At 44.5% G+C, this 20,839-nt stretch carries 19 protein-coding genes and 1 other annotated feature; of the genes, 5 read left to right on the forward strand and 14 right to left on the reverse strand.

Annotation, left to right across the window (positions count from 1 at the left end; all coding sequences use genetic code 11):
- Positions 1-63 precede the first annotated feature (63 nt).
- Positions 64-308, reverse strand: a binding site (T-box leader).
- A gap of 17 nt (positions 309-325) precedes the next feature.
- Genes ACY8DX_RS02870 through ACY8DX_RS02890 form a run of 5 tightly spaced genes read right to left on the reverse strand, consistent with a single transcriptional unit; the run spans position 326 to position 5,072 of the window.
- Positions 326-1,360, reverse strand: coding sequence for a FecCD family ABC transporter permease (locus ACY8DX_RS02870; RefSeq protein WP_462406885.1), 1,035 nt, complete (start codon positions 1,358-1,360; stop codon positions 326-328).
- A gap of 31 nt (positions 1,361-1,391) precedes the next feature.
- The gene (locus tag ACY8DX_RS02875) at positions 1,392-2,393 is read right to left on the reverse strand and encodes a FecCD family ABC transporter permease (protein ID WP_049672194.1); all 1,002 of its coding nucleotides are present in this window, start codon (positions 2,391-2,393) and stop codon (positions 1,392-1,394) included.
- A gap of 8 nt (positions 2,394-2,401) precedes the next feature.
- Complete coding sequence (locus ACY8DX_RS02880) at positions 2,402-3,328, reverse strand: iron-hydroxamate ABC transporter substrate-binding protein (RefSeq protein ID WP_049672193.1); 927 nt, start codon at positions 3,326-3,328, stop codon at positions 2,402-2,404.
- A 38-nt stretch (positions 3,329-3,366) separates the two neighbouring features.
- Positions 3,367-4,278, reverse strand: a complete 912-nt coding sequence (locus ACY8DX_RS02885) for an ABC transporter substrate-binding protein (protein ID WP_049672192.1) — start codon at positions 4,276-4,278, stop codon at positions 3,367-3,369.
- 11 nt (positions 4,279-4,289) lie between these two features.
- Positions 4,290-5,072 (reverse strand): ABC transporter ATP-binding protein, encoded by a 783-nt coding sequence (locus ACY8DX_RS02890; RefSeq protein ID WP_049672191.1) that lies wholly within the window; start codon positions 5,070-5,072, stop codon positions 4,290-4,292.
- A 257-nt stretch (positions 5,073-5,329) separates the two neighbouring features.
- Here ACY8DX_RS02890 and ACY8DX_RS02895 point away from each other — a divergent pair, with 257 nt between their 5' ends.
- The gene (locus ACY8DX_RS02895; RefSeq protein ID WP_049672190.1) at positions 5,330-5,689 is read left to right on the forward strand and encodes a hypothetical protein; all 360 of its coding nucleotides are present in this window, start codon (positions 5,330-5,332) and stop codon (positions 5,687-5,689) included.
- Positions 5,690-5,723: 34 nt separating this feature from the next.
- Here ACY8DX_RS02895 and dhaK read toward each other — a convergent pair whose 3' ends face one another.
- Positions 5,724-7,478, reverse strand: a complete 1,755-nt coding sequence (gene dhaK, locus ACY8DX_RS02900; RefSeq protein WP_082197200.1) for a dihydroxyacetone kinase subunit DhaK — start codon at positions 7,476-7,478, stop codon at positions 5,724-5,726.
- A gap of 177 nt (positions 7,479-7,655) precedes the next feature.
- Here dhaK and dhaS point away from each other — a divergent pair, with 177 nt between their 5' ends.
- Both dhaS and dhaQ read left to right on the forward strand, forming a co-directional pair.
- A complete protein-coding gene (dhaS, locus tag ACY8DX_RS02905) occupies positions 7,656-8,237 on the forward strand; it encodes a dihydroxyacetone kinase transcriptional activator DhaS (protein WP_049672189.1) in 582 nt (193 codons plus the stop codon).
- A complete protein-coding gene (dhaQ, locus tag ACY8DX_RS02910; RefSeq protein ID WP_049672188.1) occupies positions 8,218-9,216 on the forward strand; it encodes a DhaKLM operon coactivator DhaQ in 999 nt (332 codons plus the stop codon). Before dhaS ends, dhaQ begins: the two co-directional genes overlap by 20 nt.
- A 230-nt stretch (positions 9,217-9,446) precedes the next feature.
- Here the strand turns inward: dhaQ and ACY8DX_RS02915 are convergent, their stop codons facing one another.
- The 5 genes from ACY8DX_RS02915 to ACY8DX_RS02935 all read right to left on the reverse strand — a co-directional run bounded on the left by ACY8DX_RS02915 (position 9,447) and on the right by ACY8DX_RS02935 (position 14,797).
- Positions 9,447-9,830, reverse strand: a complete 384-nt coding sequence (locus tag ACY8DX_RS02915) for a VOC family protein (RefSeq protein WP_439803124.1) — start codon at positions 9,828-9,830, stop codon at positions 9,447-9,449.
- A 102-nt stretch (positions 9,831-9,932) separates the two neighbouring features.
- The gene (locus ACY8DX_RS02920; protein ID WP_049672186.1) at positions 9,933-10,940 is read right to left on the reverse strand and encodes an SDR family oxidoreductase; all 1,008 of its coding nucleotides are present in this window, start codon (positions 10,938-10,940) and stop codon (positions 9,933-9,935) included.
- Complete coding sequence (locus ACY8DX_RS02925; RefSeq protein WP_049672185.1) at positions 10,937-11,872, reverse strand: bile acid:sodium symporter family protein; 936 nt, start codon at positions 11,870-11,872, stop codon at positions 10,937-10,939. The genes ACY8DX_RS02920 and ACY8DX_RS02925 overlap by 4 nt, the downstream gene beginning before the upstream one ends.
- Before the next feature lies 1 nt (position 11,873).
- Complete coding sequence (locus ACY8DX_RS02930; RefSeq protein WP_462406171.1) at positions 11,874-13,622, reverse strand: thiamine pyrophosphate-binding protein; 1,749 nt, start codon at positions 13,620-13,622, stop codon at positions 11,874-11,876.
- A gap of 29 nt (positions 13,623-13,651) precedes the next feature.
- Positions 13,652-14,797, reverse strand: a complete 1,146-nt coding sequence (locus ACY8DX_RS02935; RefSeq protein WP_462406172.1) for an iron-containing alcohol dehydrogenase — start codon at positions 14,795-14,797, stop codon at positions 13,652-13,654.
- A 344-nt stretch (positions 14,798-15,141) separates the two neighbouring features.
- On the opposite strand from ACY8DX_RS02935, the gene ACY8DX_RS02940 reads away from it, so the two are divergent.
- Positions 15,142-15,759 carry a YesL family protein gene (locus tag ACY8DX_RS02940; protein WP_462406173.1) on the forward strand — a complete coding sequence of 206 codons (618 nt, stop codon included), beginning with the start codon at positions 15,142-15,144 and terminating at the stop codon, positions 15,757-15,759.
- A gap of 54 nt (positions 15,760-15,813) precedes the next feature.
- Here the strand turns inward: ACY8DX_RS02940 and ACY8DX_RS02945 are convergent, their stop codons facing one another.
- The 3 genes from ACY8DX_RS02945 to ACY8DX_RS02955 form a co-directional block, all read right to left on the reverse strand.
- On the reverse strand, positions 15,814-16,635 hold the full coding sequence (locus tag ACY8DX_RS02945) for a carbohydrate ABC transporter permease (RefSeq protein ID WP_049672182.1): 822 nt from the start codon (positions 16,633-16,635) through the stop codon (positions 15,814-15,816).
- 15 nt (positions 16,636-16,650) lie between these two features.
- Positions 16,651-17,529, reverse strand: coding sequence for a carbohydrate ABC transporter permease (locus tag ACY8DX_RS02950; RefSeq protein ID WP_439803123.1), 879 nt, complete (start codon positions 17,527-17,529; stop codon positions 16,651-16,653).
- A gap of 79 nt (positions 17,530-17,608) precedes the next feature.
- Positions 17,609-18,898 carry an extracellular solute-binding protein gene (locus ACY8DX_RS02955; RefSeq protein ID WP_462406174.1) on the reverse strand — a complete coding sequence of 430 codons (1,290 nt, stop codon included), beginning with the start codon at positions 18,896-18,898 and terminating at the stop codon, positions 17,609-17,611.
- A 250-nt stretch (positions 18,899-19,148) separates the two neighbouring features.
- On the opposite strand from ACY8DX_RS02955, the gene ACY8DX_RS02960 reads away from it, so the two are divergent.
- Entirely contained in the window at positions 19,149-20,759 is a 1,611-nt protein-coding gene (locus ACY8DX_RS02960; RefSeq protein ID WP_462406175.1) for a glycoside hydrolase family 43 protein, read from the forward strand.
- The last annotated feature ends 80 nt before the right edge of the window (positions 20,760-20,839 follow it).

The following is a 20,839-nucleotide window of genomic DNA, read 5'->3' on the forward strand; positions in this document are numbered from 1 at the left end:
AAAGAATTAATATAGCAAGCTCTATAAGAGTAAAAAATAAAAAACGCCCTTTAGGCTATATGCCTAAAGGGCGTATTTAAACGCGTTACCACCTTTATTCAAGAGCTGCTCACACAACTCTTCTCACTAGGTACGGCTTTTGAGCGATACCTTTGCCATGATGACGGATGCTTTCCCCGGCGTAGCCTACTGTGAGTTCGGTACGCAGCTCCGAGATGTATTCACTCTAACTTTCCTTTGCGCCTCTCAGCTGCCGGCTGCTTTCTGTAAGTTCCATTAGAGCTACTCGTTCTCTTCAACGCTTTTCCTCTTATACTCCGAAATGTCAGAAACAAATCTTCGTTATGCAGATATTAACCATAATTAAACAGCAGAGGAGGTTATTTGTCAATCCACTCAGGACGTTTTTTTTCAAAAGATATAAGAAATAGGGCGCGCCAATGATGGATACGATAATTCCCGCTGGTATGGTTTGTTCACTGTAAATAATGCGGCCGATGGTATCAGCGGTAATTAAGATAGCTGCACCAATCAAAGGTGACAGGAATAAGAAGCTTTGATGCCTTGCTCCGACCAACCGTTTGGCGATATGTGGAGCAATCAGGCCGATAAAGCTGATATTCCCAACCACCGATACGGAGGATGCTGCCAAGGCTACTGCCACAATCAAAAGGATGACGCGATCACGATTGACATGGACACCAACCCCCTTAGCGACCGTTTCATTCAAGGCGAGCAGGTTCATGGCGCGCTGTTTGAACAATAAAATTGGCACAGAGATTGTCAGCCAGGGCAGGAGTGCAAGAATAAATGGCCAATCTGCCCCCCATATACTGCCCGCCAGCCATCTCGAGATGAATTGAACATCTTCCTGTCTGGCTCCAGAGATAAGAATGACCATCAAGCCAGAAAGGGCTGAGGCGAAGCCGACTCCCATCAGGACCAGCTTGACGGGCTGGATGCCTTTCTGTTTTTCTACAGTCATACCATAAATCAAGACGGCCGTTATAATTGCGCCGGCAAAACCGACAGCCGGCAATTGATACGTATAGTAGTCAAGATTTGCGTCAACGAATAAATAAAAGATGGTGATAGCCATGCCGGTACCAGCATTGATACCAATAATGCCGGGGTCAGCCAAATCATTTTTAGTCAGGCTTTGCAGAATCGCGCCGGAAAGCGCTAAGGCCATACCAGCCAAGGCCAGAATAAACACACGCGGCATCCGGACTGAGAGGAGAATGAACTCCTCCTTAAAGGAACCTTCCCCTATCAGAGTTGGAATGATTTGACTGAGTCCAACAGCAGATGGGCCGAGGCTGATGCCGGCGAGAATGCTCAGAAGCAGCAAGATTAGCATAACTCCATATATGAGGCGGACGTGATTTTGTTTACGCAAATGTTCGTCCCCCTTTCTTGACTAAGAATAGGAAGAATGGGAGTCCAATCACAGCCACCAACGCGACCACAGGAATCTCTAACGGTGCGAAGATCATTCGACTTACAAAGTCTGTCAAAATCATGAAGGTACCGCCAGCAAGAATCGACATCGGGATAATGGCTCGGTAATCTGCTCCGACGATTCTTCGCACAATATGCGGAATAAACAGTCCGACAAAGGATAGATTGCCAATCAGGGCAACGGCGGTTCCTGCCAATATGACAACAATGACCATTAGGATGATCTTTATGAAGGTTGTCTTCTGTCCCAAACTTTTGGCCAGCTCCTCGTTCAGGCTAAGAATGGTCAGCTGTCTGCTGTAAAAGACAGCCCCACCTAGTCCAAGAACAATGAACGGGACGATGATGAGTGAATCCCATGTCGTACTGACCAATCCGCCGGCTGTCCACATGCTTAAATCCTTCGAAACATTAAATAAGATACCGACGCTGCTAGAAATGGCCTGTAAGAAGAGAGAAACGGCTGCGCCGGCTAAAACAAGTTTCAGCGGAGAGAGGCCGTTTTTCGAAGTCATTCCTATTCCAAATACAAGAAGCATTCCGGCTGCGGCACCAATAAAGGAACTGAACATGAGCATGAGGAACGTCAGGGCGGGAAGAAAGGCCATGGTGATCGCAAGGGCTAGATTGGCTCCGGCTGTCAGCCCTAAAAGACCGGGGTCAGCAAGCGGATTTCGAGTCATGCCTTGCATGATGGCCCCTGCAACGGCTAACGCAGCGCCGACAAAGAAAGCCGCAATGACACGCGGAAAGCGGATATCTCTCAAAATATCATAATAAGCTCCACCGCTTCTCCCTGTGATTGCTTCATATATATCGAGCAGGGTGGTCCTCGCAGCCCCAAGACTTAATGCCAGGAAAGTCACCCCGAATAGGAGGAGAACAGCAAGCAGCCATTTACTAATAGTGAGATAGGATGTCTTCATAAGCATTTACTTCCTTACTTTCCTAAGAAATGCTTTTCAAAGAAATCCAATTGATAATTCAATGAATAAGCATCAGCAAAATAGAAGGATGCACCGTTTGCATAAAAGACATTCCCATTCTTGACAGCAGAAATATTCTTATAGGCGTTTGATTCAAGGAAGGAGGTATCCTTCTCTGTTTCAGCTACATTTAAGACAAGGTACTCACCCACATAATCTCCCAGTACTTCTTCAGAGATTCCGAAATAACCCGGTTCAAGTGCCACATCGGCAACAGCCTCAGGCATTTTTAAGCCCATTTCCTTGTACAAAATTTCCGTTCCGCGGCCCCAGCTATCTCCAAATAAGAAGATTTGTTTATCAGCATAGCCAGCGACTGTAACCGTTGCATCTTCGCCAATTTTTGCTTTGATTTCTTTTCCTAAAGAAGCAGAACGCTCTTTGAACTCATCCATCCAAGCCTGCATTTCTTTTTCTTTATTCAGGACTTTTCCAATCTCCATGCGGGTATCCAAGTAATCAAGCTTCCCATATGTAAATAAGACGGTTGGCGCGATTTCTTCAAGCTTTTTGGCATCTTCAACATTGTTGGAGCCAATGATCAAATCTGGCTCAAGCTCAATGATTTTTTCGTAATCTGTGCTTTCGACGATTTCTGCGTCTGGATAAGCTTTTGCGAATTCGGGGTTATCATAGGACCAGGAATCCATGCCGACTACATTGACCCCCATTTCGAGCAGGTCTCCTACATAAAGGGAAAGAACAACAACCCGTTTTGGATCAGCCGGTACTTCAACCGGACCGCTTTCAGACTCATAGGTAATTGTTTCAGTGGTGGTATCCTTCTCCTTTGATTCATCTCCTGAGGAAGCTTCCTCGTTCCCGCACGCTGCGAGAAACATCATCATTGCTGTTAGTAAAAAAATAAGCCGTTTTTTCATGTTACTAATCTCCCATACTTAATATTTCGTATACTCCATTATTTCAAGAAGAACTTTTCAATTGAAGCTAGTTGATATTCAAGGGATAAGGCATCATTGAAGTAGAAGGCAGGCCCATCAGTCAATAATACCTGGCCTCTTTTGACAGCCTCGATATTGTTGTACCATTCTGAATCAGTGAAGGAGGTATCCTGCCAAAGATTAAGCAGGAGGTAATCGCCGACATAGTCATCCAGCACTTCCTGTGAAATGGCGGCATAACCAGGTTTTAAGGCTTGATCAATAACGGATTGAGGCATTTTTAAACCCATCCCCTGATAAAGGATTTCTGTGCCGCGTCCCCATGCATCCCCGAACACATACATTTGTTTTTCATAATTCTCAGCCACAGTTATCGTCGTATCTTCACCGATTTTGGATTTGATGTCTTTTCCAATTTCTTGGGTTCGTTTTTTGAAGTCTTCTGCCCATGCTGCGGCTTTCTCTTCTTGATTCACAACCTTACCAACTTCAATATGCTGCTGCAGATAATCGTATTCGCCGTATGTAAATAGGACAGTTGGTGCGATTTCCTTCAGTTTATCCGCATTATTAACATTGTCGAGTCCAATGATAAGATCTGGTTCAAGCTCGAGAATTTTCTCTAAATCCTCATTCGTAACAATCTCTGCATGAGCCAACCCTTCCTTGAAGTTCGGATTATCCATGGACCAGGAATCAACCCCGACAATATTGACCCCCAGCTTGATTAAATCCCCAGCGTAGGAGGAGAGCACAACTACGCGCTCCGGCTTAGATGGAACCTCGATATCGCCTTTAGAAGATTGATAGATAATCGTATCAGAAGTGTCTTTTGAACTTGCCTTTTCATCCGTAGCAGAATCAGTTTTGCCGCAGGCAGCCAGTACAAGGATTAGTGCGGTGCATATCAATAACATCCATTTTTTCATGGTATTCTCCTCTATTTGATTAGATTGTATGTAGTGCAAATAGGCTTATGAAAGCGTGGGTCCTTATCAATGACTGCATCAATCTGGAAGACCTTTTTCAGCACATCAGGCGTCATCACCTCATCCGGAGTACCGGCTTTGACAATTAAGCCTTTTTCAAGGGCAATCATATAATGAGAGAACCTGGCTGCATGATTAAGATCATGAAGCACCATCACGATGGTTCTATTTTCTTCCTCGTTCAGCTTTTCCAATAGCTCGAGCACCTCTAATTGATGGGCCATATCAAGATAGGTGGTTGGCTCATCGAGGAAGATGATATCCGTGTTTTGAGCGAGTGCCATCGCAATCCAAACCCGCTGCTTTTGTCCGCCGGATAATTCATCAACTGAATGATGGCGAAAAACCAATGTGTTTGTCGCTTCCATCGCCCATTCAATTACCCTTTTATCTTCTTTCTTTAAGGTGCTGAGACCGGACTGATGGGGGAAACGGCCATAGGAGACCAATTCCTCAACCAATAATCCAACGGCACTATCTTGTGTCTGGGGAAGGATGGCAAGCTCGCGGGCCAAGGCTTTTGTTGACTTTTGATGAATGTCTGTCCCGTCAAGGAGAACTTGTCCTTTTTGGTAAGGAATAATACGTGTAATTGCTTTTAATAGAGTTGATTTACCACAGCCATTAGAGCCGATGATTGTGGTAATCTGACCATCCGGAATCCGAATAGTCAAGCCATCAACAATGACTGTGCTGTCATAGCCGACGACGACATCGTTCACTTCTATTCTCATAGTGCTCTCTCCTTGTGGTGAAAATGATAATCATTATCAACCGAATCTTGTGCTTTGATTATCAAATATTTGTTAAAGATTGTCAAGGTAATTATTGGTTAATGATGGGTGCCCGAGGCTAGATTGAATGTGGGGATACAGGGCGTATAGGAAAGAGACAGAAGGGAACGAATCGTTGTTTAACTCATATGAAAATAGTTAATATTATATAAAAATAATAGATACAAAGACTGCACCCTGGGAAGGAGAGAGAAGAGATGCCCGTCCAATTGAATGATAAAGAGTTGCCTTACTTGGATAAAGATAAGATAAACGCTATTTTTGATTGTGTGTACGGAATTGGAGATACCGGAGAGATGACGAAGCAATTATTACAGGAGCCTCAATTTCGTGATACAGTCCATCTGCTATTAGCTATGCAGAAATACAATTATCAGCATCGTTTTTTGGAAACAGCTGAATTATTCGGCACTTTTGAATCTACGGTAGGACCGATGGAAAGAAATTCTGAGGGAACGACGCTGTGGCTGTCATTAGGGCTTGCAATCAAAGAACTGTATGGAATGCGGCTCTCTACCTTGAAGGGGCTGCTTGAGCAGGTGACTATTAGAAAATAGCCAAAAAGACCGCTGATTTCAGCGGTCTTTTCCTTTAGCGCAGGCTTTGGGCAAGCTCTGTGAAAATGATTCCGAGAGCATGTGCACCTGCATCTGGATGGCCGAGACTGCGGTCTCCGACTGTTCCAGCGCGTCCCATGCGGGCAACGATTTCCTTCGTATATTCAGCTCCTGCCACAGCAGCTGCGGCTCCTTTTTCGAAGGCGGTTTTAAAGTCTTCGTTTGCTTTGGCACTCATCATCCAGGAGTCTACACAAGGGGCGAATGCATCCACAAGGGTTTTATCGCCAACAACGGCGCCTCTGCCGAAGGAGCGCTCACCAGTTGCCTGAATGCCTTTTAGGGCAGCCTGCAGCATTTCAGCAAATTCCTCGACAGTTAGCTGCTTCTTGCCAGCTGCTGCTTTCCCGGCAGCGCGGAAGGCAGAACCCCAGATTGGACCAGATGCGCCGCCGCAATATTCCATGATGACCATGGAGGAGGAATCCAAGAAGGATTCGATTGATAACGTCTCTTGTTCGAGGATCGTATTCCATTCGCGTTTAAGCTGCTTGAAGCCTTTGGCTACACTCATCCCAAAGTCTCCGTCACCGGCATGGGAGTCGAGCTCGCAGAATGGAATTTCATTTTTGATAATTACCTCACTCATTTTATCCACGAGATAGATGATATTATCAAGGCTTAATGCCTCATCATTGATTACGGCCTTTTCCTCGCTTGTCTCCACTTCAAAAGAGACGGCCTTTTCCTCGGAGAAATCACTGTTTAAAATGTAATCAACCAGTTCAACTGGACCATCCACCCTGAAGGCAGGGGCTGAACATGGGCTTGATAATAATTGCTTCAGCTCATCATCCAGCTTCATGAATGTCAGGGAGGCTCCTGCCATATCAATGCTTGTCATATAATTGCCTACAAATGTACGGTAGACCTTTATGCCCCGTTGATGAAGCTCACGAATGACAGAATGATTGAGCAAGTATAGCTCCTGGAGAGGAGTCGCGCCAAATCCGTTGACGAGAATAGCCAGCTCCTTCGTATTTTCATCAATGCCAAGGTCTCGTAGTAGGTCACTTGTCATTCTTTCTGCCAATTCATCTGCAGAAATCATCTTTTCGCGCCTAATACCTGGCTCACCGTGGATGCCGACACCATATTCCATCTCATCCTCACCAAGTGTAAAGGTAGGTGTTCCTTTTGCCGGAACCGTACAGGAGGTTAGGGCAAAGCCGATGCTGCGTACATTCGCGGCAGCCTTCTCAGCAGCTTCTTTCACGCTCTGTAAGTCTCTTCCTTCCTCTGCTGCAGCGCCTGCAATCTTATGAACGAGCACAGTACCCGCAACGCCGCGGCGGCCGACAGAATAGAGGCTGTCCTCTACCGCCATATCATCCGCAACCTTCACATATTCAACCTGGATACCATCTTCTTCTGCCAAGGCAGCGCCATTCTTAAAGTTCATCATATCCCCACTGTAATTCTTGATAATCATGAGGACGCCCTTTTGGCCAGCTGCTGCTTTGATCCCTTGATATACTTGGATTTGAGAAGGGGATGCGAAGACATCTCCGCAGATGGCTGCATCGAGCATGCCTTTTCCGACAAAGCCGGCATGTGCAGGTTCATGTCCGCTGCCGCCGCCGCTAATAAGGCTTACTTTGCTTTCATTGATTTGTTTCTTCTTAATGATCTTATCTTTTTTGAGGAATTCCAGCTCTGGATGGGCCAAAGCGAGTCCATAACCCATTTCAATGACGAGGTCCTCTGGTTTATTGATGATCTTTTTCATATCTTACCGCCTCCTGGTATTCATCTAGAACCATAGATTAACTAGATTTCCGTATAATCCCTATCATAGATTGAAAGCGTTTTATCGTAAACGGACAAAAACCTCGATTTGTCAAAATTGGTTGCTTCTATCATATTTTTGTATAATAAAAGGACTATTTGATAGGGATGGTAATCTATGACTTCATCGATCATTACAAAGAAAATCATCGCGAAATCGTTGAAAGACCTGATGGAAACAGAATCCTTCCACAAGATTTCGGTCAGTGATATTATGGGAAACTGCCAAATGCGAAGACAGACCTTTTATTATCATTTTCAAGATAAATATGAATTGCTCGGCTGGATTTATAAGGAGGAGACACAGGAGAATATAACCGATTTCATTGGATATGAAAGGTGGGAGAATATTCTTGAACTGCTGCTGTCATACTTCAGCAGAAACCGGCGCTTCTATCGTAACGCCTTTACGGTGACGGAGCAGAATTCCTTTAATGGCTACTTATTTGAACATACGAAGAATCTCTCTCTTGAGATTATCGATAAAGAAATGATGAAGGAAAAACAGTCCATTGCTGCTGCTGAGAAAGAGCTGTTAGCCTCTTTCTACAGCCATGGATTTGTAGGAATGATTCAAGATTGGATTGAACAAGATTGCCAGACAGACAAGGTCGTTATGTCGGCCCTGATGAAGAATATGATGAATGATATGCTGCAAACAGCGATGAGAGGGAGAGGCCATGAAAAAGATACTCAATGAAGTACAAGGTGCAGTGAATGATATGCTGAACGGCTTTTATTTTGAACAGAGGGGAAGGGTTAGCTATGATCCTGAGCATGAGATTATTTACCGGAGTGACCTCTGGGATCTAGAGGAGGTCATTCTCATCAGCGGGGGCGGGAGCGGCCATGAGCCTGCTCATTTCGGCTATGTAGGGAAAGGAATGCTCTCGATGGCGGTTTGCGGTCAAATCTTCATCCCGCCAACAGCTGAGCAAATTGCAGCTGCCATCCGAATGGTCGATAAACATAAGCCAATCCTCCTTATCATCAAGAATTTTGAGGCAGATCTAGAAAGCTTCCTAAGGGCAGAAGCAATGTCGAAGGAAGAGGGATGGAACATTGATCATATCATCGTGAGTGATGATGTATCAGTAGAGGATGATAATTCCTATGAGAAAAGAAGAAGAGGTGTGGCAGGTACCGTGCTTGTTCATAAGATTCTCGGTGCTGCAGCGGCAGACGGCTGCTCCCTTCCTCAACTTAAGAAGCTTGGAGAAGAAGTGACCAGCAGGCTTCATACATTAGGGGTAGCCCTTTCACCAGCCAATAATCCGGCAAGTGAGGAGACACCTTTTAGACTTTTGGATAACGAAGTATTCTATGGGATTGGGATCCATGGTGAGAGCGGATATCGGAAAGAGCCCTTCCATTCCTCTGAAAAATTGGCTATCGAGCTGATGAACAAGCTTAAAAGCATTTATCGCTGGCAGAAGGGAGACTCCTATGCTGTCCTCGTGAATGGATTAGGAGCTGTGCCGCTAATGGAACAATACGTCTTTGCCAATGACATTCGCCGACTTTGCGAGCTAGAGGGGCTGAACGTCCGTTTTGTGAAGGTCGGGAGTCAGCTTACTTCCTTGGACATGAAGGGAATCTCATTGAGCTTGCTGAAGATAGAAAATCCTTTGTGGGAGGAATGGCTGAGAAGAGAAGTGGAAACGGCGAGCTGGAGGTGAGCCGTTTCGTGAATGGGTGGATAAGGTGCGATCTGCAATTTGATTATTAACAAATAAGAGCAGTAAAAGCTCCATATTCGAATTGTCATTTATGTTTAGCTGTTTCAAAGTTCAATCATATGCAGCGCCATATCGGCTCTTCTCTGATCAGAATGCTGTATATATAGTGCCTTGGAAAAAAGACGAGAGCCACATAGGATTCTCGTCTTTTTGTATGTATAGAAAACAGGTTATTCCACAATCTCAATCTGATTATTCTCCGGGTCCAGGATACAGCTTTCGTAATACCCGTCTCCTGTGGTTCTTGGACCGCTTAGGACTGTATAGCCGTCAGCCTTTAACCGGTTTGTCAGCTCATCCACTTTTTCCTTGCTGCCGGCACTGAAGGCTAAATGGGCAAACCCAAGCTGGATAAGATGTTTTTCGTTTTCCTTCATGTCTGGTCTTTTCATGATTTCAAGTCGCACATCTCCTTCAAAGGACAAGAAATATGTTTCTAAGCCCGTTTTAGGGTTATGGTATTTGTCATTTTCTATAGCGCCGAAATATTTTTTGTAAAATTCCTTCGCACGTTCTAAATCTTCGACAAATACGGCTGCATGATTGATTCTCATTGTTGTTCCTCCTTATTAGTGTGCCACTTCTCCATTGTAGCATGGAGGAGATGGCGACACAGGCGGAAATATTCCCTGATTCCTCATCCTGAGATATCGAGTCTATAAATGAATGGATTCCTCATCAATTCGGTACTGACCGCGATGCTGCTTCATCCGTCCATTGTGCAGCAAATAGTATTCGAAGACTTCCTTGGATGTGTACGTTGGCGTGAATCCAAAGGTGGATTTCAGCTTCGTGTTATCAAGAACAGGGCGGTACCGAAGGAAGTTAACCTGTTCCTCGCCATATTGGGTCAGGGACAATCGCTTCAGGATGAAAAGAGCAGCCTTGACGATGGATGCTGGTATCCGGATGACAGGCTTGTGCAGGATATAGGCGAGCTCATCAATGGTCAGCTTGCCATCTCCGGCAACATTAAAGATTCCTGTTATGTCCCCAAGGACAGCTTGCTTGAGGCAGCTTGCAACATCTTCATCCCAAATGAAAACGAAGGGGCTGTCCGATTGGGAGATGCCGATTAAGGCCTTCTTTTCAAAAAGGGCAGTGATTTGGTTATTAACGGTTTCGCCGAGAATGGTGCCAATACGGAAAATGATTTGCTCGAGTTCAGGATGAGTCTTCCGATATTCGGCTAATAGCTGTTCGACGAGTCTCTTATGATGCGAATAGGCAAATTCCTCGTTTCCTCTGATTTCGGTATCCTCTGTTATCCATTCTGGGTTGTCAGGATGGTAGCCGTAAGCAGCTCCGCTTGATGAAACGATTATGCGTTTGACCCCAGTGTTGACGCATGCCTTAAGAATATTCTCCGTGCCAAGAACATCGACAGAGTACTCGAGCTCGCGATTGCTCTTCTTTCCCGGTGTGACAATGGAGGCAAGATGGACAACGGTATCAACCTGGTATTTGGCCATAACCTCATGAACATGCTCGGAGCGAATATCTAATTGAACAAAATCAATTGGAGTCTCTTTATACAAAAAACTCTGATCATGAATGTCTGTGACGATGATCCGAATGGCTTCGTCGTTTTTTACTGCGCCTGACAGCCTTCGGACGAGGAGGCTTCCTAAGTAGCCCGCCCCGCCTGTTATGAGTACATTCATGTTTTCACACTCCCAACTGGTGCTTGGCTTGTATCAGCCAGAGGAGGTCTTTTTGACCAGTAAGTGGCTATGGTCAGGCCGGAAATGATATGCCAGATCGCCCACCACGCCGCTACGATGGCCATGCCCCCTAATCCATTAAAGAAGTTGAAAATCAAAATCAGCCCTAGTCCGGAGTTCTGGATTCCTACCTCAATGGAGATTGCCCGCCGGTCAGCGACTGGGAGCTGTAAGAGTGAGGAAGTAGTGTAGCCAATCGTGATAGCAATTAGATTATGAAGGAATACAATGAAGGCTACCATGCCGATGAACTCGATGAAGTACGTGAAGTTAGAGGCTAACGAAACAAGGACAAAAAGCAAGAAAAAGGCAATGGATACTTTTTTTGCCCATTTGACGATTTGCTGTGCTCTTACCGGGTATTTATGTCTGACATACATCCCGGCGGCGAGCGGCAGCCCGAGCATGAGGAATATCGTAATCAGCATATCTTGGGGACTTATGGTAAAAGACTGAAGGAGGCTGTTTGTCGGGCCGTACAAGGATCCCCAGAGTAAAGTATTAAACGGTGTCATAAAGATTGCGAGCACGGTAGAAATGGCTGACATGCTGATGGACAAGGGAGTGTTTCCCCTTGCCAAATAAGTCAAGAAGTTAGAAAGATTGCCGCCCGGGCATGCCGCAACCAAGAATAATCCGAGTGCAATACTTGGCCTTGGCTGGATGATGAGTACGAGTAAATAGGTGAAGGCCGGCAGCAGGATGAATTGACAGGTGAGACCAATAAGGGCAGGCTTCGGATTGCTCAGACTGCGTTTAAAGTCGGACAAACGTAAATCGAGTGCGACACCAAACATGATGAATCCGATTAGGATATTCATGATAGTCAAGGAGGCGGCATTAAAGTTTAACTGGATATCATCGATGTTCATCTTATTTACCCCTAGGTTCGGCATGCATTTCTTTGAAATATTTCAATCCTGGCGCCCACATATGTTTGACAGGGTCCACATCCACATGAATAACCGAACAGATTCCACTCCGGATTGAACGTTCAAGCGCCTCGCGGAAGCCGGCTGGGTTATTGGCATATTCCCCATGCGCACCCATGCTCTCAGCAAGCTTATGGAATTCAATCTTTCCAAGGTCGGTATTAATACTTTCCTCCGGACTGAGTGTTTTCTTAATTAAGGTCTTGATAGGCTTCATCGCAATATGTTGATTTATTTTCACCATTCCCCATTGGCGGTCGCAAAGAACGATATAAATGATATGGAGGCCATTGCGTACAGCGGTTTCAATATCCTGCGGATGAAAGCCCATGGCTCCGTCCCCAATGACGCAGCAAACAGGAACATCCGGTCTTGCTGCCGCGGCTCCGAGTGCCTGGCCGACACCTGCGCCAAGCATGCCAAACTTAAAGGTCGAAACGACTGTTCCCGGCTCTCTCACCTTGTAGTAGAAATTCGTCCAAATGGCCGTGTTTCCCCCGTCAATGACGAGAGGAGATTCAGCTGGGAAAATATCATTGCAAATAGCTGGAACATGAGCCGAATTCATCGGTGAGGCAAAATCATTTAAGTGCTCATCCAGTTTATCGCGGTGCTTCTTTTTATCTTCAAGATATTTAGACAAAAGGGCTTCGCGGGAGAGAGGAGATAATTGTTCTTTAAAATGCTGCAACCGCTCATACAGTCTCTCAAGGAAGACTTTCACATCAGACTGAATGGTTAATTCGCATGGCTTATTGGCCCCAAGTATGGATGGGTCTATATCCACTTGAATCATCTTCTGGTTTGGATTCCAGTAAGGCGCCTTTCCCCACCAGTCCGTTTCACCAAGCCTTGAGCCAAGGACTAGCAGGACATCAGCTTCATTGCGTACCTTATTATTCGTTTCGATATGGACCATCGGCAGCATTAAGCGGTTATTCTCTGAAATGGCCCCGCGCCCTGCCCAGCTTGTGGTGATCATTGCTTGGAGGAATTCGGCCACTCTTTCAAGCTCTTTGAAGGCTCGAGCGTGGATGACTCCGCTGCCAGCATGGATGACGGGAAATTGGGCTGAAAGCAATAATTTCACAGTCTGGTCGAGCTGCTGCTCGCTTGGTCCAGGTGGCTCGGTTATGCGGTAGTGGCTGGGCTGCCAAAAGGAAAGGTCACATTTTACTTTTGTATTCAGGATATTCTCCGGAATATCTAGATGGACAACTCCTGGCCGGCCCTCATAGCATTTCCTTAAGGCCGTCCGAAGCATTTCAGGAATCCGCTCGAATGATGGGACGCTCTCGCTCCATTTAGCCATTTGACCGATGACACCTGTCTGGTCAAAGCATTGATACGTGCCGCCGCGATCTGGGTACATGATGCCTGTCCGTCTTGCGCTCGTGATGACAAGCACTCGATTTCCTTCTGCCTGCTCAACGACCAATCCCGGGAGAATATTTGCTACCCCAGGCCCGTTGCTCGCCATGCAGACTCCGAGTTTTCCAGTTAATCTCGCATAAGCACCGGCCATATGGGCAGCGCTTGTCTCATGGCGAGGAGATAGCAGTTCAATGCCATAGTTCTGTAAATTTGAATAGAAGCCAAAATAGGTCCCATCAATAATCCCAAATACTTTCTCAACATTCTCTAGGCTCAGCATCTTGGCAATCACTTCGCCGCCTGTCATTTCAGCCATCGTATTCCTCCTTTAGGGTAGGTGATAGTTTAGTGGATTCCATCAGTGACTAATTCATGAAGCAATTGTTCGAAAAGCCTCTCGATATCCTCACGGGTCGGCTGTTTTCGATTGGTGGCAATGCCATTGCCGAGGAGAGCGAGCTCGGCTAATTCCTGTATGTAAGGAAGCAGCTCGTCCTCTATTTGAATAAATTGTCTGCCGGCTTCCCAAATGTGAAAGCGTCTATTATATTGCCGGACGAGCATAAGGATTCTCTTCGCTAGATCTGCCTTGCTTAAATTCGGACTATGGCCTAAAGCAACGGCGATTTCTGCATATCGTTCCTCGGCCGATTCCAGGCTGTATTCAATGACAAATGGGTGTATAAGAGCAACGCTTAACCCATGGGGAAGCTGATATTTAGCTCCTAAAGCCCTGCCGGCTGCATGAGCTAGATTTGTGGATGAATTTGAAAAAGCAATGCCAGCATATAAGCTGCCAAGGAGCATCTCATCATAGATGTATGGGTTGGTTGTTTTGTTATATACCTCTGGGAGATTGTTCGTGATTTTGATAATAGCTTGAAGGGCATAGAAGTCAGAGAAGTCATTGGCTTTCGTTGATACATAGGCTTCCATCGCATGTGTAAGTGCATCTAATCCAGTATAGGCTGTGATGGCTGGAGATAATTTCTGAGTCCAATAGGGATCCAGTATGGCCGCATCCGGTATAAAGGCTGGATGGGAAGGGTTGAGCTTGATGCCGGTCTCGTTGTCCGTTATGACCATCACGCTTGTCGCCTCTGAGCCTGAGCCCGCTGTTGTTGGAATAGCAATCAGTGGCAGACGTTCAATGTCTGCTTCATGCTGGATTGTCATCAAGCTATGCTGCGGATTGAGAATAAAGACGGACACGGCCTTTGCCAGGTCAATGACACTGCCGCCTCCGATTGCTGCGACTCCGTCACATCCCTTTGCTTCTGCACGACCAATGGCGTTTCTCACCTGCAGGAAGGTTGGCTCACCTGTGTCGCAAATGTAGGTATGAAAGGAAATCTCCTCTTTCTCAAGTGCCGGAAAGATAATGGATTGGGCATCCACCATTAACTTTGAAGATATCATAATGAATGGCTTAGCAATTTGCATGTCCTGAATGGCCTCTATGAGCTGAACGGCGCTTGTCCCGCCTGTCATAATCCTGGAGGGCTTGAGAATGGATTGTATAGGAATCACTCCTTGTTATTATGTATTCGCTTACAAAAGTGAGGGAGTCTGGGTGGTAGAAGTTATTTGGTCCATACTTAATGAACATTATAATGAGCAAGAAAGATAAACGCAATATTATTTCTGAATATTCAAATTATAAGCGGTTAAGGTCTTATCAATCCTTCCAACTGGAGCCTCCTTAATAAATGAACATACTTAGGGTATGTGAAAATCGCCTGGTTTGTCATTTTTATCTTATATTGTTTATTCATTCCTCTCGTATTACAGTATAATATTTAGTAGGGAGAATGGGGATAAGGGGGAATAACTCATTGCAGGAGCTTAGCGGCAAACTTTACATATTACTAGAATGGGTGACACGTTTCGCTTATTTACATATACTTTGGATTTTCTTTACTTTATTTGGAGGAGTAATAGCGGGAATATATCCTTCTACGACAACAGTCTTTGCAATCATGCGGAAATGGTTGAATGGAGAGGAAGATTTGCCAGTATTTAAGACATTTTGGTCTTATTATAAGAGGGATTTTTTAAAGAGTAATCATCTAGGAATCTATATCAGTATTATTTTATTTTTTATCCTGGTTGATTTATTTTATCTATACAGCATAGCGGATAGTGCCATGAACTGGACGGCTGTTCCGTTGTCAGTAGGCGTGCTCTTTCTTTCCTTCTTGCTGCTGTATCTATTTCCTGTGTTTGTTCACTATCATCTGCCTGTCCGCAAGACAGTAAGGACGGCTTTTCTTCTGATGTTGATCAGCCCGGTTCAAATTTTTGTCATGATGATTAGTCTGTTTTCCATTGCGGTTATTCTATGGATATTTCCAGCTATCGGGTTTATCTTTGGAATAAGCCTGTATGCCTTTGTAACTGTATGGGCATCTCGTTATTCGTTTAAACGGCTGGAGCAGAAACAGGTGTCATAAAAAAACCTCCAAATGGAGGTTTTTGTTGTATAAACTTGTATAGCCAGTGAAACCTTACCCTTTCACCGCACTTGATGATAGTCCCTCTATCACTTTATTGCTGAAGAAAATAAAGGCAAGAAGCAAGGGAAGGAAGCTGATAATCAAGGTTGCTCCGATTGCGCCCCAATCGGTCATATATTGACCGATGAAGTTCTGAATTCCAACGGTTAAGGTCTTATATTTATCAGAGCTAATAAAGGTGTTCACAAATACAAATTCATTCCAGTTATAGATCATATTAATAATCACAGTAGTCGACAGAATAGGCATAGACATGGGCAGGACAATCCGGAAAAACATTCGGTGGACGGAGCTGCCATCAATAATCGCGGCTTCTTCAATCTCTCTAGGGAATGTTGTATAAAACCCGAGCAGAATCATCATCGTTATGGGCAGATTATAAGCTGTATAGGTGATCACAATCGACCACGGATTATCAATTAAATTCACATTTAGGAACATATTGAAGAGTGGAATCAGGGCTGAATGAATGGGAATCATTAGTCCAATCATGAATAGGCCTAAAACAAGCTTGCTGTATTTCCATTGCATTCGTGTTATGGCATAGGTCGCCATGCTGGCGAGCAGTACGGTCAGCATGATGGCAATGCCTGTGATCCAAATACTATTAAAGAAGTATAAGCCGATGCCGCCCTCCCATACCTTCAAATAATTCTCCCACCTGAATTCTGCGGGGAGTGCGAAAGGGGAGCCCCCGAATATTTCCTGATTACTCTTTAACGAGAATAGGAAGAGCCAAATGATCGGGAAGATTTGAAAAACAGCGACAACTGCCAGTGAAAGATACAATAGGGATTTTCCTAATCGAGCCATATATTTGTTCCTCCTCTAATATTGGATTTCATCTTTTGATGCCGTCAGTTTATTGATAACCAATGTGACAATCAAGGTAATAATGAGTAAGAGGAATCCAATTGCACTTCCATATCCAAAGTTTGAGGTGGAGAAGGCAAGTTTGTACATATAGGAAGCCATTACTTCACTGGCTCCATTCGGACCGCCGCCTGTCATTACATAAATCAAATCGAAGTATTTCAGAGACCCGACAATCGCCAGCACAACTGTCACTTTCACTACGCCCATAATTAAAGGAAGCTTAATCTTTAGAGCAATTTGTAATGGGGTAGCTCCGTCAATTTTCGCAGCTTCTATAAGGGATTCAGGTATATTTTTTAGTGCGGCATAGTAAATCAATATGTAAAACCCTGCATATTGCCATAAGATTGGAATGAAGATGGCATATAAAACAATTGAAGTATCTGATAGCCATAAGGGCAGGTTTTCGACTCCAAACCAGCCTAAGATTGTGTTTAAAATTCCATTAGACGGATTAAAGACTTTAATCCATAATTGGGCGATTGCTACTGAAGATAGGAGCATAGGAATCAGGTAAATCTTTCGAAGGAGATTGGCTCCTTTAATCTTTGATGCCAGGATAAGGGCAATGGCAAGATAGATAGCCAGGCTGATAGTCGAAAAAACAGCTAATAGAACGGAGTGCCAGGCACTATCCCAAAAGAGCTTATCCTGCAAGGCAGTTAGATAATTCTCTAAACCAATGAACTCCATTGGAGAAATGCCGTCCCAGTCCATCAGACCGTAATAACCAGTCAGTAATAGAGGAATAAAAATTAATACGCTTATTAAAAGCAGGGCTGGAAGCACATAGATTGCTATAATCCACTTATTGGACATTACTTTACTCATACCATTCACCTCATAATGATGTATGTAAGAAAAGGATCCTCCCAAATAGGACAGATCCTTATTCTTGGCTTATTACTACCTATTTCGATAGAGCCTCTTCATGTGTTTTTGCGAAATCCTTAGGTGTTGTTTCCTTGCCGAATAAGGCTTGGATTTGATCTAAATGGACTTGGGCAACATCTGCACTTAACTGTACATCCGCATATAGGGTAATATTGGTTGCCGTGTTCAGCTTCTCTAATACATCCACATACATTTGAGGGAGGTCTAGAGCTTCGCCGTCAACCTTTGTAGCTGGAATGACACCGGCTTCTGTGACCGATTTCTCCCCCCATGCTTGAGTAAAGAAGGAGACAAATTCCTTTGCTTCTTCTTTGACATCTGAATTTTCTGAAACAAATAATCCTACTCCAGGCCCGCCTACATAGCTATTCATGTCACCTTTCCCATCAACAGCAGGGAAATCGAAGAAACCGACTGAGTCTCTGAATTCCTGAGGAACCTCAACATTTGTGGTATAGTTCGGAAGGTCCCAGGTTGCAATGAGGTACATTGCTGCCTGCTCGTTCATGAACATGCTCTTTGCCTCTTCATCAGATAATCCGTTAAAACCGTCTACAAATGCTTTAGCATCTACTAATTCCTGGACTTTTTCAGCAGCAGATACAAGTGCGGGATCTTCAAATGAACCGGAGCGGTCTATCGCACTATTCAAAGCCTTTGTTCCGCCAATGCGGTCAGCTAGATACATATACCATAAGGAGCCGGTCCATTTATCTTTATTACCAAGAGCAATTGGCTCAACGCCGTTCTTATCCAGTGTTTTGGCAGCCTTTATGAGTTCATCAAACGTTTTTGGTGCTTCTAATCCATTTTGTTTAAAGATGGCTTTGTTATAGAAGACGGAGGCAATATTGAGTTCCAGCGGAAGTCCATATGTCTTGCCATCTACCTGGTACGCTTCAGTCGTGCCGGAAACAAATGAATCCTTAAGATCGCCTTCAAGTAAATCATCAAGCGGGGCAAATTTTTCTCCCTTAACATAAGGTTCAAGATAGCCTGCAGACCAAGTCATCCCAACGTCTGGAAGCTCTCCGGAAGCGGATAAGACTTTCATCTTGTCCTTGTACTGCTCATTGCTTAATACTTCAACCTCTACTTTGACATCATCGTGCTCCTTCTCAAAATCAGCGATGATATTTTCAACAATAGCATGATGCTGTTTGGAGCTTCCTTCCGGCCATAGATGCATAAACTTGATTACTTTCTTTCCATCAGAGCTGGCATTATCGGAACCTGAGCAGCCTGACAGCACTAACGCCAGCACAAATAAGCCTGCTAACGCTGAAACCGCTTTCTTTTTTAACATAACTAAACCCCCAAAAAAATAGTTTTTGAGACTTAATTACCAGTAATCTCAAAAAAAGGATAGCACGGAAAACTTTGTTTGTCTACTAGATAAACAAAGTTTTTCGTGTTACGATGAAAAGGTACAGACAATTCTGAAATGAGGATTGGTTGAGTAGGAAACAGGTATAACAAGGAAGAAAGAAGCATTGCCAGTACTTCATGGTGTAGAGAAATGAAAGCGTTTTATTACTTTTGCAGGAGGAAGGAAAATGAAGATTCAAAATCCCATTCTAACAGGTTTTCATCCAGATCCATGTATATGCAGAAGAGGAGAAGATTATTATATTGCCGTTTCCACCTTTGAGTGGTTTCCTGGTGTGGGAATCTATCACTCTAAGGACTTGAAGAATTGGCGTCTCCTATCAAGACCACTGAATCGAATGAGCCAATTAAACATGATGGGAAACCCAGATTCCGGCGGTGTTTGGGCTCCAGCCCTTTCCTATAGTGACGGGAAGTTCTGGCTTATCTATACAGATGTGAAGGTAACAGATGGACAGTGGAAGGATTGTCATAATTATCTGGTTACCTGTGAAGAGCCTGACGGAGAGTGGTCTGAACCTATTCATCTAAATAGCTCGGGATTTGATCCATCCTTATTCCATGATGAGGACGGGAAGAAATATTTCGTGAACATGATGTGGGACCACCGCATTGGCAATCATCCTTTTTACGGGATTGTGCTGCAGGAATACAACGATGCAGCACAAAGGCTGGTTGGAGAGAAGAAAATCATCTTTAAGGGAACAGATATTAAATTAACAGAGGCGCCTCACCTATATAAATGGAACGGCTATTATTATTTGCTCACGGCAGAGGGCGGAACGAAGTACGATCATCAAGCAACCATCGCCCGCTCCAAGACAATAGAAGGGCCATACGAGGTACATCCTGAGAACCCGCTTATTACTTCATTTCCATATCCAAGAAACCCGCTGCAAAAAGCAGGCCATGCCTCTATTGTTCAAACCCATACAGATGAATGGTTTTTGGTCCATTTAACGGGCCGGCCGCTTCCTAAGGAGAATGAAGCCTTACTTGACCCGCGTGGCTTTTGCCCGCTTGGAAGGGAAACGGCGATTCAACGTTTAGTTTGGAAGGAGGATGGCTGGCCGTATATTGAGGGCGGCAATGAGCCGTCACTTGAAATCGAGGGACCAAAGATGGCTGAGGTGAAATGGGAAAGGGACTTTGAGGAAAAGGATGACTTTAATAGTGAAGTCCTGAACCTTCATTTCCAGACATTGAGGATCCCGTTGGGAGAAGATGGCGTATCCTTAACTGACAAGCCTGGTCATCTAAGACTTTATGGCAGGGAATCACTGACGTCAAAATTCACGCAAGCATTTGTGGCAAGACGCTGGCAGCATTTTAACTTTATTGCGGAAACAAAGGTCGCTTTCAACCCTGATACTTTCCAGCAGGCTGCCGGATTAGTGAATTATTATAATACAGAGAATTGGAGTGCTCTCCAAATCACTTGGAATGAGGAAAAAGGGCGAGTCTTGGACTTAACGGTTTGTGATAATTTCATATTTGACCAGCCATTGAGAGGGAATGAAATCATTATTCCTGATTCCAGTGAATATGTGTACTTAAGATGTGAAGTTCAAACAAATACGTATCACTATTCCTATTCCTTTGATGGAGCGGATTGGTCAATAATCCCGGTTACCTTACACTCCTATAAGCTTTCAGATGATTATATTAGAGGCGGAGGATTCTTTACGGGTGCTTTTGTCGGCATGCAATGTCAGGATACATCCGGACAGAGAAAAGCAGCGGATTTTGACTATTTTACTTATAAGGTTACAGAGTAATTTTTTTCTATGATAGCTTACGTATTACGCTAAATAAAAGCGTTCCTAAATGGGGGCGCTTTTTCTCATGAACATTTATG

The organism is Gracilibacillus sp. Marseille-QA3620 (assembly GCF_054950035.1).

Excerpts from the sequence above, each read along its gene's own strand:
- ACY8DX_RS02880 (WP_049672193.1), bottom strand. The coding sequence starts at position 3,328 with ATGAAAAAACGGCTTATTTTTTTACTAACAGCAATGATGATGTTTCTC.
- ACY8DX_RS02870 (WP_462406885.1), bottom strand. The coding sequence starts at position 1,360 with ATGCTAATCTTGCTGCTTCTGAGCATTCTCGCCGGCATCAGCCTCGGC.
- dhaQ (WP_049672188.1), top strand. The coding sequence starts at position 8,218 with ATGAAAAAGATACTCAATGAAGTACAAGGTGCAGTGAATGATATGCTG.
- ACY8DX_RS02955 (WP_462406174.1), bottom strand. The coding sequence starts at position 18,898 with ATGTTAAAAAAGAAAGCGGTTTCAGCGTTAGCAGGCTTATTTGTGCTG.
- ACY8DX_RS02920 (WP_049672186.1), bottom strand. The coding sequence starts at position 10,940 with ATGAATGTACTCATAACAGGCGGGGCGGGCTACTTAGGAAGCCTCCTC.
- ACY8DX_RS02945 (WP_049672182.1), bottom strand. The coding sequence starts at position 16,635 with ATGGCTCGATTAGGAAAATCCCTATTGTATCTTTCACTGGCAGTTGTC.
- dhaS (WP_049672189.1), top strand. The coding sequence starts at position 7,656 with ATGACTTCATCGATCATTACAAAGAAAATCATCGCGAAATCGTTGAAA.
- dhaK (WP_082197200.1), bottom strand. The coding sequence starts at position 7,478 with ATGAAAAAGATCATCAATAAACCAGAGGACCTCGTCATTGAAATGGGT.
- ACY8DX_RS02915 (WP_439803124.1), bottom strand. The coding sequence starts at position 9,830 with ATGAGAATCAATCATGCAGCCGTATTTGTCGAAGATTTAGAACGTGCG.
- ACY8DX_RS02890 (WP_049672191.1), bottom strand. The coding sequence starts at position 5,072 with ATGAGAATAGAAGTGAACGATGTCGTCGTCGGCTATGACAGCACAGTC.
- ACY8DX_RS02930 (WP_462406171.1), bottom strand. The coding sequence starts at position 13,622 with ATGGCTGAAATGACAGGCGGCGAAGTGATTGCCAAGATGCTGAGCCTA.
- ACY8DX_RS02960 (WP_462406175.1), top strand. The coding sequence starts at position 19,149 with ATGAAGATTCAAAATCCCATTCTAACAGGTTTTCATCCAGATCCATGT.
- ACY8DX_RS02925 (WP_049672185.1), bottom strand. The coding sequence starts at position 11,872 with ATGAACATCGATGATATCCAGTTAAACTTTAATGCCGCCTCCTTGACT.
- ACY8DX_RS02885 (WP_049672192.1), bottom strand. The coding sequence starts at position 4,278 with ATGAAAAAATGGATGTTATTGATATGCACCGCACTAATCCTTGTACTG.
- ACY8DX_RS02935 (WP_462406172.1), bottom strand. The coding sequence starts at position 14,797 with ATGACAGGCGGGACAAGCGCCGTTCAGCTCATAGAGGCCATTCAGGAC.
- ACY8DX_RS02895 (WP_049672190.1), top strand. The coding sequence starts at position 5,330 with ATGCCCGTCCAATTGAATGATAAAGAGTTGCCTTACTTGGATAAAGAT.
- ACY8DX_RS02950 (WP_439803123.1), bottom strand. The coding sequence starts at position 17,529 with ATGAGTAAAGTAATGTCCAATAAGTGGATTATAGCAATCTATGTGCTT.
- ACY8DX_RS02875 (WP_049672194.1), bottom strand. The coding sequence starts at position 2,393 with ATGCTTATGAAGACATCCTATCTCACTATTAGTAAATGGCTGCTTGCT.